The organism is Brevibacterium picturae (assembly GCF_900105045.1).
Classification (GTDB): domain Bacteria; phylum Actinomycetota; class Actinomycetes; order Actinomycetales; family Brevibacteriaceae; genus Brevibacterium; species Brevibacterium picturae.
Genome location: NZ_LT629739.1, coordinates 2,186,317 through 2,199,517, shown reverse-complemented (window position 1 = coordinate 2,199,517; position 13,201 = coordinate 2,186,317). Strand labels below are relative to the sequence as shown.

Here is a 13,201-nt window from a genome sequence, read left to right as displayed (position 1 = left end):
TTCGAGGGCTCAGTGCTCGAGGACGATCTTTCCGGTTGTCGCACGGGATTCTAGTGTTGTGAAGGCGTCGGCCACCTCGGCGATGGGATAACGCGCACCGACGTTCATGGTCAGGTCACCATTGCGGATCCAAGTGAAGATCTCATCGGTTCTGCTGCGGATCTCCGCCGCTGTGCGGACGTGGTCGGCGACGGTCGGACGGGTGAGGAACAGTGAACCCGAGGTGTTGAGCGTGTTGACGTCGACCGGTGGGACCGGGCCGCTGGCGTTGCCGACGACGACGATGGTGCCGCGGGTCCGCACGGCCGTGAGGTCGTTGTCGAAGGTCGTGGCACCGACACCGTCGTAGATGACCGTGGCGCCGAGGCCGTCCGTGACCTCCAGCGTCTTCTCGGCGAAATCCTCATAGCCGAAGACATGGGCGGCGCTGTTCTTCCGAGCAATCTCGGCCTTCTCCTCCGACGAGGTTGTGCCGATTACCGTGGCACCTTTGAGGACGGCGACCTGAGTGAGCAGCTGTCCGAGCCCACCTGCCGCGGCGTGGACCACGACGACATCGTCCGAGGTCACCGCGTGTGTGTCCGTGGTCAGATAGTGGGCGGTGATGCCCTGCATGAGGGCGGCTACTGCGGTCTCATCGTCGATGTCATCGGGGAGTGGAACCGCCTTGTCCGCCTGAACGAGAGCGAACTGGGAGAAGCTGCCCTGCCCGCCAGCCATCCAACCGACGCGAGCACCAATTTCGAAACCCTCGACGCCCTCACCCGTGGAGACGACCCCGCCGACTCCCTCGACTCCTGCACGGAATGGAGTAGGCAGCGCCTTACTACGCTGCACCACGTCGAGGAAGTTCACTCCCGACACGCTCAGCTCGACGAGTATCTGCCCCTCGCCAGGTGTCAGCTCCTCGTTGGCCACCTGGACATATGCCTCTGGACCGCCGTGCTGCTCAACCTTGACGAACGTCATCGCTGCCTCCTCGAAATCGATGTCGTGCTTTCGTTCGGAATCTGATCCGGACTATAGTCCGTATATGAGCGAGCATACCGGACCGCAGTCCGCTTATGGAAGAGCCCTTCTTCCGCTGGCGGCACCCGAGCCTGCGCTGCGCGCCGATGCGCAGCGCAATCGACGCCGAATCCTCGATGCCGCGGCGCAGCTCTTGGCCACCGGCGGCGTTGCCTGGTTGACCATGGACGAGCTGGCGCGACGTGCTCAGGTCGGCAAGGGCACCCTGTATCGGAACTTCACCGACAAGGCGGGCATCGCCTCGGCGCTGCTCGATGATCGGGTCCGCGATATGCATGCGCGGATGTTGCAGGGGCCACCTCCGTTGGGCCCGGGTGCGCCCGGAGTCGTGCGCCTGTCGGCCTTCGCCGAAGCATATATACGGCACATCTCGGCCAACCTCGACCTCGTCCTCCTCACCGAGGAGTCAAGCCCCCGCGGGCGCTTCGACCGAGCGGGCTACCCCTTCTGGCGTCGTCACGTCGAGATCCTCGTCGAAGAGGACCGGGCAGACGTCCGGGCAGAGGAGGCCCGGCTGCGCGCCGAGGCGGTGATGTCCGTCCTCTCCGCCGCGCAGTTGGAGCAGTGGCTGCGGGTCGAACACCACGATCTCGATGAGCTCATCCCTCGGGTGCAGGCGATCGTCATCGGCATCGCGGCGAGCTGAGTACCGGCACCGCTCCATGAAGAGGTGCGTCACCGCTCGACGACGAGGTCGCTCAGCGGGGTCGAGCAACAGGGCAAGAACTTGCCGGCCGCGATCTCCTTGGGTCGGATGCCGCCCGCATGATTCATCTCGACCTCGCCGCTGACCAGCACGGACTTACAGGTTCCACACATTCCCTCTTCACATGAGGAAGGAAAGACCATACCCGCTTCGACGGCCGCATCAAGGACCGTGGTCTCAGGGTCGCAGTCGACGTGCTTGCCGCTGGTCGTGAAGTCGATGCCGAAGCTGAGCAGCGGCGATCCGCCGCAGACTGCCCCTGGTGGGTGCGACGCGCCAATGCCCGCTGCCGATGCCTCAACACCGCCGGCTGTGGATGCATCTGCCGCCGCGCCCTTCCTCGCGAGTCGCTCGGCAGGGGTCTTCGCGAAGACGAAGGACTCCTCGTGGACCCGGCTGCCGAGGACACCGAGCTCGTCGAGCATGATCCGAACTGCGGACATGTAGTCGGCGGGACCACAGACGAAGGTCTCACGATCTGCCAACTCGGGGACCACCTCGGCGAGGGTCTCACGGGTGATGCGACCGCGCCGGCCGGCCCACACCTCGGCGGCGGAGTCGCGGGAGCACATCGTCACCACGCGCACACCGGGAACCTCGTCGAGCTGCTCGAGCTCGGGGCGGAAGATGATGTCGGCAGGGGTGGCCGCGTTGTGGATGAGCACGATGTCGGTCAGGGTTCCTGCTGGTCGGGCCAGCAGGGATCTCACCATCGACATGATCGGGGAGATGCCCGAGCCGCCGCAGACGAACAGGTGCTTCGCGGCTGGGTGGAAGCTGGTGCTGAACAGGCCGTAGGGGCCGTCGACGTGGACACGGTCACCGACGGCCAGCACATCATGCAGGTGCGTCGACACCGCACCGCCGTCGACACGTTTGACGGTGAGAGTGAAGGTGTTCGTACCGAACGGCGCCGAGGCGATCGAGTAGCAGCGCTCGAGGTCGAGTTCGGGGATGCGCACGGTCACGTACTGGCCCGGCTCGAAGTCGATCCTGGCCAGCCAGGGTGCGAAGAGTTCGAAGCTCTTGACGTCGTGCGTGACCTCGGTGATGGACACACATTCGACCATCCCGGTCAGCTCGGCATCGATCCCGCGGTCTGTGGCGTCAACCCCGTCGACTGTGGCGTCGAAACCGGAGTGCACTGTGTTCTGGTCGATGGTCATCGGCTCTGCCCTCCTGTGCTGTTCTGTGCTCTGTGTGCCTGCAGCCGTTCGATGTACCAGGTGCAGAATTCCTCGAGGTCGGCCTCCGTCGGGGCGTAGGGTCCGGGCAGGTAGGCCGGTGAGGAGATGCCCCGATGGGCCTTCGCGCACAGGGCCGCGTCCTGCTCGTTCGTCTTCTTCCACACGGTTGTGAGGTTCTCGACGTCGTAGTCGACGCCCTCGACGGCGTCCTCGTGCACCAGCCAGGTCGAGCGGACCAGTGTCTTATCGGGGCCCAGCGGCACGAGGGAGAAGGTGACCGCGTGGTCGCCCATGAAGTGGAACCAGGCGTTGGGCTGGGTGTGCATCGACAGCCGCCCCAGCTCTGCGGTGTCGAATTCGCCGAGGAGCCTCGCCGAGGCGGCCGCACCGTCCATCGTGTACGACTCACCCTTGCCGTCGAGCGCGGCCCGTTCGATCCGGAACCCGGTGGGGCGACCGCTGAGCTCCTCGATGAGTTCGGTCGGCAGGTTGTTGCGTTCGCTGTTGACGCGCAGTCGCTCCTCGGCGTCGAGGTAGCGCTGGTAGGCGGGCTTGAGGCGTTTGGGGATCTCCTCGGGCCTGTACCCGTAGGTCGGGAAGAAGGTGCAGGTCAGCTCGGGGTGACCGGCTTCGCAGTGGTAGCACTCGCGGTTGTTCTCCATGACGAGCTTCCAATTGGCGTGCTCGACGAGGTCGACCTGGGCGGCGACCTTGGTTCTGTCCAGGGCATGCGGTTCGAGGTAGGGCGAGATGCGGTCGGCCACCTCGGCGAAGTCCTCCGGGGGGTTCTGCGCGAGGCAGATGAAGACGAGTCCCGAGACGACACGGACGTTGACCGAGCGCAGTGAGAAGCAGGTCCTGTCGAAGCCGGAAGCTTGGACGCCTGCGGACATGAGGTCGCCCTCGGGAGAATAGGTCCACTGATGGTAGCTGCAGACGATGTTGCCCACGGACCCGTTGGCCTCGGACAGGAGGCGAGCGCCGCGGTGGCGGCAGACGTTGTGGTGGGCGCGGATCTCCTCGTCGTCATCGCGGATGATGATGACCGAGTAGTCGCCGATGTCGATGGTGACGAAATCGCCGGGCTCGGGCACCTCGGCGGCGGCCGCCGCGAAGATCCAGGTCGAGGCGAACACCGCGTCGACGTCCCGGCGGAAGAACTCCTCGGACAGATAGAAGGGAGCGTCGAGACAGTACCCGGGTCGACGCTCATCGATGAGACGATCCGGGTCGAAGGTGCTGGTCGTGGTTCGGGGATCGACAGTGGTCTTTCGGTTCTGGGTTTCGGATGCCAAAGTCATCGGTGTCACCGCCTCGCTGCGATTGCTGTTGCTTTCTGCCAGTGTCCGCCGGAATATCTGCGAAGAAAAGCGAATCTTTTTCCACTCGATCATGCAACAATATTGCATGATCGATCAGCGTCTCCAGGTGCTTCGAGTCCTTGCCGAAGTCGGCACCCTCACCGAGGCCGCGCACCGCCTCGGCTACACCCCGTCGGCCGTGTCCCACCAGCTGCGTTCCCTGTCCAAGGACCTCGGTCTGACCATCCTCGAACAACGCGGCAGGGGCCTCGTCCTCACACGCGTGGGCCAGCTTCTGCTCGAGCGGACGCAGGAGCTCTTCACCCGGTGGGAGGAGATCCGGGGCGAACTCGCCGAGGCGGATGCGGGCAGCTCCATGCGACAGAGACGGCTGCGGATGTGCGGCTTCTCGACCGCTGCGGCGACGCTGTTGCCGCCGACTGCGGAGAAGGTGGGCGAGCTGCTTCCCGATTCGCAGGTCACCATCATCGAGGCCGAGCCGGAGGAGTGCTTCGAGCTCCTCGTCACCGAACAGGCCGATATCGCCGTTGTCGTGGCCACCGATCCGCTGCCGCCCCGCAGCGATGTCCGATTCGAGCAGAATGCGCTGGTCAGCGACCGCCTTGACCTTCTGGTCCGCAGCGATCACCGGCTGGCGACCCGCTCGTCGGTATCGCTGAGTGAGGCAGCGGAGGAAAGTTGGATCCTCGACCGTCCGGGATCGCCCTACCACCGGCTCGTGCGGACGGCGTGCGCGGCCGCCGGATTCTTCCCCGAGAACGCGCACCAGTCGCGGGAGTGGGAGACGGGCGCGGCACTGGTCTCCGCCGGATTGGGTGTGGCACTCATCCCCCGCCTGGCCAGGCTGCCCGATGGCTACGATGTGGCGCGGGTCCCACTGAGGGGCGATCCGGTCCCGTCCCGGAAGATCCTCACCGGGGTGCGCAGCGGGTCGGCCGGTCAGCCGATCATCGCCGCCGCGCTCGAGGTCCTGGCCGAGGTCGCCGCCGTCGTGGCGCAGCGCGGGGTGTGAACCTCACCGGTACATCGGCCAGCCCATAGCCGCCTGCCTGATGCGACGACGCTTCTTCGCGGTGCGGACCGCGAGGACGATTCCGGTGACGAGAGCCGCCAGTGACACCACGCCCACGATGACTGCGGTGATGACGAAACCGGAGGCGAAGTCATTGAAGGCATCGACGTTGCCGCCACCACCGAACAGGAACAGCACGCCGGGAATCATGATGATTCCGATCGCCAGCAGCGCACCGAGGGCTCCCGCCACAATGAGCAGAATCCCCGGAACCACCGAGGGCAGCCGCGGCATGGGGTACTGCGGAGCAGCGTACGGAGAAACCGGGTGCTGCGGCACCGGTTGTTGCGGCAACCCGAAATTCTGCTGAGCCATCGTCACATTCGCCCTTCGCCTTCAACCGGCTGACCACCGGTCTTCGACCTTTGACCACTGTCGCTCTCCATCGTAGACGCGCCTCGACGCTGGACACCCGTGCTCATGTGACGAGATGGTGACGCGCTCACCCGGACTTTCGCATCCTGAAGAACATTCGCATGCCGACCAGAGGTGGCATAAGGTCGATTGCAAGAAGCCAGCCCCAGGCCGAATCACGAAGGATGTGCACACCGATGGACGATGTGAAGAACCTCGACGCCGAAGCCGTCTTCGCCGCGCTGTCCCCCGCCGAGGCGGTCGCCGCCTTGAGAGAGGCGCTGGCGGGCGATTTCGACCCCAGTGACGACATTCCGCGCACGATCAGCGACATCTCCGCGGGGAACATGATTTTCATGCCCTCGGAGATCGGCAACTGGGTCGGGGTCAAGCTCGTCGGCGTCTCCGTCGGCAACAGCGAACGCGGGCTCCCGCGGATCATGGCCCAGTACCTCATGTACGACAGCACCACCCTCGAGCTGCGGACCATCATCGACGGTGCCGCGCTGACGACGCTGCGCACCCCAGCCGTGTCCCTGGCCGCGATCGAACCCGCGCTGGCCAGGTTCACCCGGCCGGTCAATGTCGTGATCTTCGGGGCCGGACCGCAGGGAACGGGACATGCCGATACGATCGCCGACGTCCTCGACGTCGAGCTTGACGATGTCACCTTCGTCGTCCGCTCCCCCGATCAGGTCACCGACGATGTCCATGACCGCGGCAGGGTGATCGAAGCACAGACCGCCGAGGTGGATGCAGCACTGCGCGCCGCCGACATCATCGTCACCGCCACCACTGCCGGCGAACCCCTGTTCTCAGCGGACCTCGTCAATCCCGGTGCCGTGGTCATGGCCTGTGGCTCCCACGACCCCCACTCCCGTGAGCTGCCGGCCGAGCTCTTCACCTCTGCGACGGTCGTCGTCGAAGACCTCAGCACCGTTCTGCGGGAGGGCGGGGACGTCGTCCTCGCGATCGCAGACGGGACGCTGGATGCGGATGCGCTTGTGACGATGAAGCAGTTCAGCAACGGCGAGGTCCGCGCCGACGCGGACCAGACGGTCATCTTCAAGGGCTCGGGAATGTCGTGGGAGGACCTGGCCGTGGCCACGAAGCTGGCCGACAAGTCGTGAATGCGTCCGACGCAGGAGCCGCAGGGAAGGCGGGCGAGCTTCGCCGCAGCATCGGCCTGACCGAACTCATCTTCATCGGGCTCGTCTTCATCGGCCCCGCGGCCGCGGTCGGAGTCTTCGGTACGCTCGATGCCAACTCGGGCGGAGCGGTCGCCCTCGTCTACATTGTGGCGACGATCGTCATGTCGTTCACCGCGGTCAGCTATATGCGGATGTCGCGGGAGATCCCGCGGGCCGGAACGGTCTTCGCCTACGCCTCGGCGGGCATCGGTCCTCGTGCAGGGTTCACGGCAGGGTGGATGATCCTCCTCGACTACCTGTTCATCCCCTCGGTGGCGTATCTGTTCACGGGCATCGCCTTGAATTCGATCTTCCCGAGCATTCCCGTGTGGCTGTTCACCGGTGTCGCCGTCATCCTCACCACCGGGCTCAACCTCGCCGGGGTCAAGATCGCCTCGCGGGTGATCACCATCGTGGTGCTCATCGAGGTCGCCGTACTCGGCCTTGTTCTCGTCCTCGGCATCATCTACCTCGCGGCCAACGGCCCCAGCCGCGACTGGCTGTCCCCGCTGACCGGGGTGGGCACGTTCTCGATTGCTGCGGTTCTGGCCGCGGTGTCCGTGGCTGTGCTGTCGTATCTGGGCTTCGACTCTCTGGCGACATTCGCCGAGGAGGCCAAGGGCGGCCCGAAGGTCGTCGGTCGTGCCACTCTGTTCTGCCTCATACTGGCGGGAGTGTTCTTCGTCGCCCAGACCTGGGTCGGCAGCCTGCTCTCGCCCGTGACTCCCGCCGAGCTCCAAGCCCACCCGGAGCTCGAGGGTGCGGCCTACTACGATGCCGTCGACGCCACTCTCGGGACATGGGTTCACTGGCTGCTGGCGCTGGCCAAGGCTGTCGGTGCTGCGTTCTCCGCGATGATCGGGCAGGCCGCCGGCTCACGCATCCTCATGGACATGGGCCGCAATGGCCAGGTCCCGAAGTTCCTCGGCCAGGTGTCACCGCGAACCGGTGTTCCGTGGAAGGGAATCCTCGTCGCGGCGCTCGGCAATGTCATCGTCGCCGGTTGGGCAACGACTCGTGCGGACGGACTCGACCAGCTGACCTCGATCGTCAATGTCGGCGCTCTGAGCGCGTTCATCTTCGTGCAGGCCTCGGTGGTCGGCTATTTCCTCGTCAAACGACAGGGTACCGAGACGCCGAGCTGGTTCACACACGGTCTGATTCCCGTCGTCGGTGCGGGCTTACTCGTCATCGTTCTCGTCAGTGCGAACCCCTTGGCCCTGGTCATCGGAGCGGTGTGGCTGATCATCGGCATCGTGGTGCACCTGGTGAGGAATCGGCGCCGGACACAACTTTCCTGATCGTCATATCTCATCATTGATCGTCGGCAGCAGGTCCAGCCCCTCGGCCACATAGCGATCGCGATCGACGGCGGGCACCATGGCTCCGCCCGTGACCCACACCAAGTGTGTGGCATTGCGCGAGCGCACACCCTCGCCGAGGTGGCCCGACGTTCGCCAGGGGACGGTCAGTCCCGCAGTCGCCGAGGGTTCGACATCAAGTCCCTCGGTCTGGTGCAGCACACCAACGCCTGCCTTGATGACCTGGTCGGTCACCGTTGCGAAGCCTGAGATCAGTGGGCTGATGACCGGACCGATGAAACGCGAGGGTCGCGCCACGGCCAGACCGTCGGCGGCGGTGGCTCCGCTGAGGCCGATGTCCTGAACGGCAATCGCGCTGTGGAGGCCGGTTCGTACCCCGAGGAACATGGCCGGCGCCTCGCTTGGTTCGACGAAGATGCAGTGCACGTCGTCGCCGAAGACCCGTTTGAGCCCGTAGGCCACTCCGCCGGGACCGCCGCCGATCCCGCAGGGCAGGTAGACGACGAGCGGGTGGTTCGCGTCGACGCTGACCTCGGCGGCCTCGAGCTGGTCTTTGAGTCTTAGAGCGGCCACCGAGTAACCGGCGAAGAGACTGCGTGAGTCTTCGTCATCGACGAAATGAGTACGCGGCGCGCCTTCGGCGGATGCACGCCCCGCTGACACCGCTGTCACGAAGTCACCCGCGTGCTCGAGAACATCGACACCGTGGCTGCGCAGCAGGTCCTTCTTCCACTGCCGAGCATCTGCCGACATGTGCACCGAGGCGGCGAAGCCGAGTGCCGCGCTGAGGATGCCGATCGACAGTCCCAGATTGCCGGTCGAGCCGACGACGATCCGGTGGGTTGCGGCGAGTCCGCGGAAGGCATCGGAGTTGTAGGTGGCGGGCTCGTTCGGGTTCAGTCCGTGGCTGGCGGCGACCTCCTCGGCGTATTCGAGGACCTCGTGGAATCCTCCGCGCGCCTTGATCGATCCGCTGATGGGCAGGGCATCATCGCGTTTGAGCCAGAGCCTGCCGGGAAGTTCGGCGCCGAGGCGGTTGGTGAGATCCGCCTGTGTCTCGGCCGCCGGAATCAGCGGGGATTCGATGATTCCATGTGCCGAGGCAGTCTCCGGGAACGTTTCGGCGAACCACGGAGCGAACCGGTCGAAGCGCTCCGCGGCGCGGTCCATGATGTCGGGGTCGACACCGATTGCCGAGCCGTCCCCGACGCCGGGGTCCTCGGCGATGTCTCGGAGAGCCACCTTTGCGGGGTCAAGGTCGGGTCGGACCCAGGTCGCCGACGCACCCGCCATCAAGGACCGGATGACCGGATCGTCAGCGTCGAACTCGACTCCGGGCGGTGATTGGGGCGACATGGGAACAGACTCCGATTCGTCGAGGGCTGGCAGTCTCAGGCTTCTGATCCTATGACCCGCCGACGTCGGCGCACAATGCTCCACCACCATCTGCAACGTCAGTGCCCGATGCAGCAGGCGCACCGAATGCTCAAGCCTCTCGTGATCCGCCAGAATGCCGATTGTAGTCCGCAGCTGCCCATCGGGTCCGTGGACTCGGATCTCTGGTCGCCCGTGCTGAGCCTGATAGATGTTCCCCTCCGCGTCGACGGCGTTGGAATCCGTTCGACACATCAGGAGAATCTTTTCACTTGATTTCGCCGAGGCTGGTCAGAGGGACGGTGGGATCACCGTCAGTCCTTTTGGATGTCCTTCGCACTCTCCAACACATCCGCGAGCTCGCCGAGCCACTGCGTGTACCCGTCATAGGTGTAGGCGCGCTTATCGTCCCAGGTGCCGAGTTGCTTGTGTTTGACCGGGAGCAGACTCTTGAAGATGGGGTTGTCCTCGTAGTCAGTCGAGGCTTCGTGGATGAGCATGACGTCTGCCGGATAGTCGCTGATCTTCTCCCAGGAGACTTCGGCCCAGCTGGTGTCTGCCCCTGAATCGGGTCCGACGAGGGTCAGTCCGTCATCGGTGAGCATCTTCGCAACCCCGAGCTCCTTGGCCGTGTAGTTGATTTCGGCGCTGAAGTTCGCGAGCAGAACTGTCATCCAATCCTTGTCGGCAGGGATGTCACGGATTCTCTGTCGAGCAGCCTCGAACTGCTTGCGCTGCTGTGCGATCTCGCCCGTATCGGTGTCTTTGCCGAGCGCACGGGCGATCGCAGCATACTGGGCGAACATATCATCCGGCGTTCCTCCGTCGAGTTTGACCGGCACAAATGGAACGAGCGCCGACACCTGGTCGCTGAGCTTGTCCTCCCACCAGGTCCACCCGTCGCCCTTGTCGTTGCCATAGGCGATGATGATGTCGGGGTTCGTCGCTGCGAGGGCTTCGAGGTCCAGCTCCATATCGGTGCCGACGACCTCTACACCCGTCTGGTCGAACGACTTCCCCGGAGACTCATTCTGGCCGAATCCGTAGACTGCCACGGGCTTGATCCCATACGGGGCGAGCGCCGCGGCGGAGTAGAAGTCCATGGCGATCCGTTCGACCGGATGGTCCAGCTCAATAGTGACTCCCTCATATCCTTCCGGGCTGTAGGAGAAGCCCTTCGACCCGGTAGTCGTTGCAGCTTCGCCCTCGGGGCTGCCGCATGCGGCAAGGGCGAACGGGGCAAGTACGGATAATGCGAGCAGTTGGCGCCGGCGCATGGATAACCTTCCGGTATTCGTCTGTGGTGAGTTGGAATCGAGCGAGAGGTGGATATTCAGCCGTTCGGGCCTCTCACCTCTGGATACATTGCCCGGCACACGGCTGAATCTCGTTCGACTCGCTGCTGATCTTCACCGAACAATGCACTCCAGAGCCTGCCGAGAACACCGTAGCACTATTTGGGCAGGCTATCCTTACTAGATTGACGTAGACTCGTGCATGAACGTTGCACCACCCCTTCTGCAGAGAGTCTCTACCTGCAGGCACCCGTACCGAGTTCCTCGTCACGACGCGGAACGAAGGAGCACCTGTGTCACCAGCGCCCATCACCGCCTTCGAGGCCACCGTCACCGGCATCGTCGATCTCAGTCCCACTTTCCGCCGCATCACCTTCGGCGGCGAGGGTCTCAAAGACTTCGGCTGCAGCGGCCACCCGCGTGACCTGCGGTTCAAACTCATCATTCCCTCGGCCGGTGCGCCGAAACCTGAGTTCGACCTCCTCCGCTTCCTCGATGAGCAAGACCCCGAATCCGGCCTGTCCTGGTATCAGTCATGGCTGCAGCTCGATCCGAATGTTCGCGGACAAATGCGCACCTACACCGTGCGCGAATGGCGCGAGGAGGATTGTGAACTCGTCGTCGATATGGTTCTGCATACCGATGCGCAAGGCCATTCGGGTCCCGCTGCAGCCTGGGCCCAGTCAGCTCAAGTGGGACACAGTCTGCATATCATCGGGCCCTCTCGTCACGCCGAGGGGCCCACTGCCGGAATTGAGTTCGCACCAGCAGACGCCGACACCATCCTCCTCGCTGGTGATGAAACCGCAGTGCCGGCCATCGCCTCGATCTTTGACTCACTCAAGGGCGTCGAAGTGCAGGGCAAGGCGATCCTCGAAGTCCCGACCGCCGAGGATGTTCTTGAGCTGGATACCCCCGCAGGGTTCGAGGTTCAGTGGCTGTGTCGCGAGGGAGCCGAACATGGTCAGCTGCTTGAACCCGCTGTCCGTGATGCCGTCCGTGTCGAGAACCGAGTCCTCGCCGAGGTGGGCGCGGGTTCCAGTGCAGGTGCGGGTGCGGGTGCGGGTGCGGGTGCGGGAGCTTCCGGCTCATTATCGATTGAGCTCGACGACGTGAACATCGACGAAGAGATCCTGTGGGACGTGCCGGCCGCACTGACCCAGGCAGCCCAGGGCAGTTCGAGTGACATCGAAAAGAGCTCTCGTCCGTTCTATGCCTGGATCGCTGGTGAGGCCGGCCCCGTCAAACGTCTGCGTCGCTACCTCGTCCAGGAGGTCGGCGTCGATCGTCATCAGATCGCGTTCATGGGGTATTGGCGTCAGGGCAAGGCCGAGGGCTGATCACGATCAGCAAGCAGCGGTTACTGCTTCCGGGCAGAACGCAACATCTGCGGGACGATGGTGAAGGCCGCGCCGAAGAGACAGAAGACGCCGCCCAGGGCTGCCAGCGGTGGTGGAACCTCGCCGAGGATCAGCCAGGCGAGAACAACGACGATCGCAGGCACGAGCAGCCCTGAGGAGCTGAGTATTCCAGCCGGCAGGAATCGGATCGCATACCCCCACAGGTTGAATGCGAGAGCGGTGGGCACCACTCCGAGGTAGATGACCTGGACGGTGATTCCTACGGGTGCCTGGGCCACCTCGGCGAGCAGGCCGGGCGCGAAGACGAGGCAGGCAAGGGTTCCGGCAAGAATGCCTCCCCAGGTCACGGTCACCGAATCACCGCGAGACAGGAAGCGCTTCTGCAGGACCACGCAGGCCGCATAGAGAATCGCCGCGGTGAGGCTGAGGAGCATGCCGCCGATGGTGAACACCCCGGTGAAGCTTGCGGCCGTGATCATCCCGATCCCGACCATCGAAACCACGATGCCGATGAGCAGCCTGATCGGCAGACCCTCCCCAAGAAAGAGTCCGGCGAAGACGGCGACGAGGAGAGGGCCGATGTTGACGATCATTGCGGCTGTGCCTGCGTCAATCGACCGTTCGGCTGCGTTGAGAACGACGGTGTAAGCGGCGAACCAGGCCACTCCCCAGATGAGCATGATCAGCCACGTCATCTTCGAGGTCGGGAACCTCGGCTTGCGAACGAGCATCCAGGCAGACAGGACGATCACCGCAGCGCCCATCCGCAGCAGCGACATCGGTCCCGGGGAGTAGTGGTCACCGGCATCGCGAATGACGACGAACGACGAAGCCCAGAAGACCATCGTCAAAAGTGCCGCAATCCACGGCATGACTCTTGGTGGAGATGATTGCGCGGCTGGCTTGTCCGTCGGTATGGGAGAGGAGGTTTGCATGCGTGAGGCGGCCGGTATGTGCGAGGCGGTCTGTATGCGTGATTCCGTCGTCAG

General features: G+C 64.4%; 12 protein-coding genes. 5 read left to right on the top strand and 7 right to left on the bottom strand.

Going from position 1 to position 13,201, the window contains the following annotated elements:
• Nucleotides 1-9: 9 nt before the first annotated feature.
• Nucleotides 10-969 carry a quinone oxidoreductase family protein gene (locus tag BLT92_RS10305; protein WP_092105396.1) on the bottom strand — a complete coding sequence of 320 codons (960 nt, stop codon included), beginning with the start codon at nucleotides 967-969 and terminating at the stop codon, nucleotides 10-12.
• A gap of 64 nt (nucleotides 970-1,033) precedes the next feature.
• Here BLT92_RS10305 and BLT92_RS10300 point away from each other — a divergent pair, with 64 nt between their 5' ends.
• Nucleotides 1,034-1,675: a TetR/AcrR family transcriptional regulator gene (locus tag BLT92_RS10300; RefSeq protein WP_157691417.1), complete on the top strand. Its 642-nt coding sequence runs from the start codon at nucleotides 1,034-1,036 to the stop codon at nucleotides 1,673-1,675.
• 29 nt (nucleotides 1,676-1,704) lie between these two features.
• On the opposite strand, the gene BLT92_RS10295 is transcribed toward BLT92_RS10300, so the two are convergent.
• Nucleotides 1,705-2,901, bottom strand: a complete 1,197-nt coding sequence (locus tag BLT92_RS10295; RefSeq protein WP_092105392.1) for an FAD-binding oxidoreductase — start codon at nucleotides 2,899-2,901, stop codon at nucleotides 1,705-1,707.
• Nucleotides 2,898-4,223 (bottom strand): aromatic ring-hydroxylating oxygenase subunit alpha, encoded by a 1,326-nt coding sequence (locus BLT92_RS10290; RefSeq protein ID WP_231939133.1) that lies wholly within the window; start codon nucleotides 4,221-4,223, stop codon nucleotides 2,898-2,900. The genes BLT92_RS10295 and BLT92_RS10290 overlap by 4 nt, the downstream gene beginning before the upstream one ends.
• A gap of 106 nt (nucleotides 4,224-4,329) precedes the next feature.
• Here BLT92_RS10290 and BLT92_RS10285 point away from each other — a divergent pair, with 106 nt between their 5' ends.
• Complete coding sequence (locus tag BLT92_RS10285; RefSeq protein WP_092105390.1) at nucleotides 4,330-5,256, top strand: LysR family transcriptional regulator; 927 nt, start codon at nucleotides 4,330-4,332, stop codon at nucleotides 5,254-5,256.
• 3 nt (nucleotides 5,257-5,259) lie between these two features.
• Here BLT92_RS10285 and BLT92_RS10280 read toward each other — a convergent pair whose 3' ends face one another.
• The gene (locus BLT92_RS10280; protein WP_092105387.1) at nucleotides 5,260-5,631 is read right to left on the bottom strand and encodes a hypothetical protein; all 372 of its coding nucleotides are present in this window, start codon (nucleotides 5,629-5,631) and stop codon (nucleotides 5,260-5,262) included.
• A gap of 236 nt (nucleotides 5,632-5,867) precedes the next feature.
• Here BLT92_RS10280 and BLT92_RS10275 point away from each other — a divergent pair, with 236 nt between their 5' ends.
• Nucleotides 5,868-6,800 (top strand): ornithine cyclodeaminase family protein, encoded by a 933-nt coding sequence (locus BLT92_RS10275; protein WP_092105385.1) that lies wholly within the window; start codon nucleotides 5,868-5,870, stop codon nucleotides 6,798-6,800.
• A complete protein-coding gene (locus BLT92_RS10270; protein WP_092105383.1) occupies nucleotides 6,797-8,161 on the top strand; it encodes an APC family permease in 1,365 nt (454 codons plus the stop codon). The genes BLT92_RS10275 and BLT92_RS10270 overlap by 4 nt, the downstream gene beginning before the upstream one ends.
• A 3-nt stretch (nucleotides 8,162-8,164) precedes the next feature.
• Here the strand turns inward: BLT92_RS10270 and BLT92_RS10265 are convergent, their stop codons facing one another.
• Nucleotides 8,165-9,538, bottom strand: coding sequence for a D-serine ammonia-lyase (locus BLT92_RS10265; protein ID WP_092105381.1), 1,374 nt, complete (start codon nucleotides 9,536-9,538; stop codon nucleotides 8,165-8,167).
• A gap of 332 nt (nucleotides 9,539-9,870) precedes the next feature.
• Nucleotides 9,871-10,833, bottom strand: a complete 963-nt coding sequence (locus BLT92_RS10255) for an ABC transporter substrate-binding protein (RefSeq protein WP_092105377.1) — start codon at nucleotides 10,831-10,833, stop codon at nucleotides 9,871-9,873.
• A 311-nt stretch (nucleotides 10,834-11,144) separates the two neighbouring features.
• Here BLT92_RS10255 and BLT92_RS10250 point away from each other — a divergent pair, with 311 nt between their 5' ends.
• The gene (locus BLT92_RS10250) at nucleotides 11,145-12,191 is read left to right on the top strand and encodes a siderophore-interacting protein (RefSeq protein ID WP_092105375.1); all 1,047 of its coding nucleotides are present in this window, start codon (nucleotides 11,145-11,147) and stop codon (nucleotides 12,189-12,191) included.
• Nucleotides 12,192-12,211: 20 nt separating this feature from the next.
• On the opposite strand, the gene BLT92_RS10245 is transcribed toward BLT92_RS10250, so the two are convergent.
• On the bottom strand, nucleotides 12,212-13,084 hold the full coding sequence (locus BLT92_RS10245) for a DMT family transporter (RefSeq protein WP_092105373.1): 873 nt from the start codon (nucleotides 13,082-13,084) through the stop codon (nucleotides 12,212-12,214).
• Nucleotides 13,085-13,201: the final 117 nt, after the last annotated feature.

Excerpts from the sequence above, each read along its gene's own strand:
- BLT92_RS10305 (WP_092105396.1), bottom strand. The coding sequence starts at position 969 with ATGACGTTCGTCAAGGTTGAGCAGCACGGCGGTCCAGAGGCATATGTC.
- BLT92_RS10300 (WP_157691417.1), top strand. The coding sequence starts at position 1,034 with ATGAGCGAGCATACCGGACCGCAGTCCGCTTATGGAAGAGCCCTTCTT.
- BLT92_RS10295 (WP_092105392.1), bottom strand. The coding sequence starts at position 2,901 with ATGACCATCGACCAGAACACAGTGCACTCCGGTTTCGACGCCACAGTC.
- BLT92_RS10290 (WP_231939133.1), bottom strand. The coding sequence starts at position 4,223 with ATGACTTTGGCATCCGAAACCCAGAACCGAAAGACCACTGTCGATCCC.
- BLT92_RS10285 (WP_092105390.1), top strand. The coding sequence starts at position 4,330 with ATGATCGATCAGCGTCTCCAGGTGCTTCGAGTCCTTGCCGAAGTCGGC.
- BLT92_RS10280 (WP_092105387.1), bottom strand. The coding sequence starts at position 5,631 with ATGGCTCAGCAGAATTTCGGGTTGCCGCAACAACCGGTGCCGCAGCAC.
- BLT92_RS10275 (WP_092105385.1), top strand. The coding sequence starts at position 5,868 with ATGGACGATGTGAAGAACCTCGACGCCGAAGCCGTCTTCGCCGCGCTG.
- BLT92_RS10265 (WP_092105381.1), bottom strand. The coding sequence starts at position 9,538 with ATGTCGCCCCAATCACCGCCCGGAGTCGAGTTCGACGCTGACGATCCG.
- BLT92_RS10255 (WP_092105377.1), bottom strand. The coding sequence starts at position 10,833 with ATGCGCCGGCGCCAACTGCTCGCATTATCCGTACTTGCCCCGTTCGCC.
- BLT92_RS10245 (WP_092105373.1), bottom strand. The coding sequence starts at position 13,084 with ATGCCGTGGATTGCGGCACTTTTGACGATGGTCTTCTGGGCTTCGTCG.